This is a genomic window from Polaromonas sp. P1_G4 (assembly GCF_056405475.1).
On the sequence record NZ_JBFUCA010000695.1, the window covers coordinates 1 to 1761 of the forward strand.

Here is a 1761-nt window from a genome sequence, read left to right on the forward strand (position 1 = left end):
GCAGAAGCTGGCTTGGCAGCCGCCCCCGACACCACCGGTACTGTCCCTGAGCTTGCTGGTGTGGCGCCAACAGTTTTCGGATCGCTGGCCCGCTTCAAACCGATCTTCATTGAAAAATTGGATACCCTGCGCTGGTCACGCGCACTGAGTGACACCGTGCCGGCGGTGATTTCTACAAGTTCCGGCCGGGTTAACCACGCACTGTTGTTAGCCAGGTTGCGCAACAATTCCGAAACACGTTCGTTTGACTGTGCGACGCCGGTGATCATCACGGCCTGGTTGTCTTGTTTCATGCTGGTGATATACACCCCATCGGGCAACTGCTTGACCAGTTCGCTCAGCAAATACACCGGCAGATTGCGGTTTCCCTGCAGATCTTCCACGGCATTCTGACGAGCCCTGAGAGCGGAAATCTCCGCCTGCAGCGTGGCGATATCCTTGATCTGCCCTTCCAACCGGGTAATTTCCGTTTTCAGAAAATTGTTCTTTCCCCGCTGGCCCTCAATCTGGGCCAGGTACCAGGAATAAACAGCACCGCAAATAAGAACGCCGACCAAGGCCGCCATACCCAGTGTGGCAAAAAATACTTCGCGCCTGCGCTTGCGCGCAGCTTCGCGATGGGGAAGCAGATTGACGAGAATCACTGCAGAAACCTCCGCAAAGCCAGACCGCAAGAGGTCAGGTAGGATGCCGCTTCGCGCCGCATCTTCTTTTCACGTACGCCTTCTCCGAGCTCCATTCCTTCAAAAGGGTTTGCCAGCACGCAGGCAAATGAAGTCTGCTGGGTGACGGAATCGGTCAGACCTGGCAAGGCGGACGAGCCACCTGCCAACATCACATAGTCAACTTTGTTGTGCGGTGTGCTGGTAAAGAAGAACTGCAAGGCCCGTCCGATTTCCTGCGCCATGCTCTCGACAAATGGCTTCAGCACGCCGGATTCATAGTCTTCCGGCAAATCGCCACTGCGTTTTTTGCTTTCTGCTTCTTCAGGGGAAAAACCGTACTGCCGAATGATGAGCTGCGTCAGCTGTGCTCCACCGAAGGCCTGATCACGCTCATAAAGTACTTCGTCGTTTTTGATGACCTGCATGCTGGTCGTCAATGCACCCACTTCAAACAGGGCCACCATGGTGTCCACGCCCTTGTTGGGAAGGCTCTCAATCAAGCGAGCGGTGGCCAGGCGGGAGGCATACGACTCCACATCTATAACTATAGGCTTGAGCCCGGCGGCTTCCGCAAGACCCTGCCTGTCCTGCACTTTTTCCTTGCGCGAAGCAGCAATCAGCACTTCAACGTCGCCACTGGAGGTAGCGCTCGGGCCTACCACGCAGAAATCGAGGCTGACTTCATCCAGTGAGAACGGAATGTATTGATTGGCTTCGGATTCGACCTGAATTTCCAGCTCTACGTCGCTGAGGCCGCCCGGGAGAATGATTTTTTTGGTAATGACCGCCGAAGCCGGCAGGGCCATCGCCACATTCTTGGTGCGGGTTCCGCTTTTTTTGACGAGCCGGCGCACGGCATCGGCCACTTCGTCAAACTTTTCGACGTTACCATCGGTAATCCAGCCTCGTTCCAGCGGTTCGATCGCACAGCGATCCAACACCAGATTACCGGCCTTGTCACGGCTCAACTCCACCAGCTTGACACTGGATGAGCTGATATCTAAACCCAGCAAAGCGGGTTGTTGGCGGTTGAATAACGATCCCAGAGAGATCAAGGCGGTCCCCAAATGACGGCTAATATGTAGCCCTGCATACT

General features: G+C 55.3%; 2 protein-coding genes. Both read right to left on the reverse strand.

All coding sequences use genetic code 11. The features are described from left to right. Nucleotides 1-644: PilN domain-containing protein (locus tag AC1D1X_RS22340; RefSeq protein WP_477699223.1), on the reverse strand; the 644-nt coding region annotated here is incomplete at its 3' end. Beyond that, the gene (locus AC1D1X_RS22345) at nt 641-1720 is read right to left on the reverse strand and encodes a pilus assembly protein PilM (RefSeq protein WP_477669886.1); all 1080 of its coding nucleotides are present in this window, start codon (nt 1718-1720) and stop codon (nt 641-643) included. The genes AC1D1X_RS22340 and AC1D1X_RS22345, both read right to left, overlap by 4 nt. Between the last annotated feature and the right edge of the window lie 41 nt (nt 1721-1761).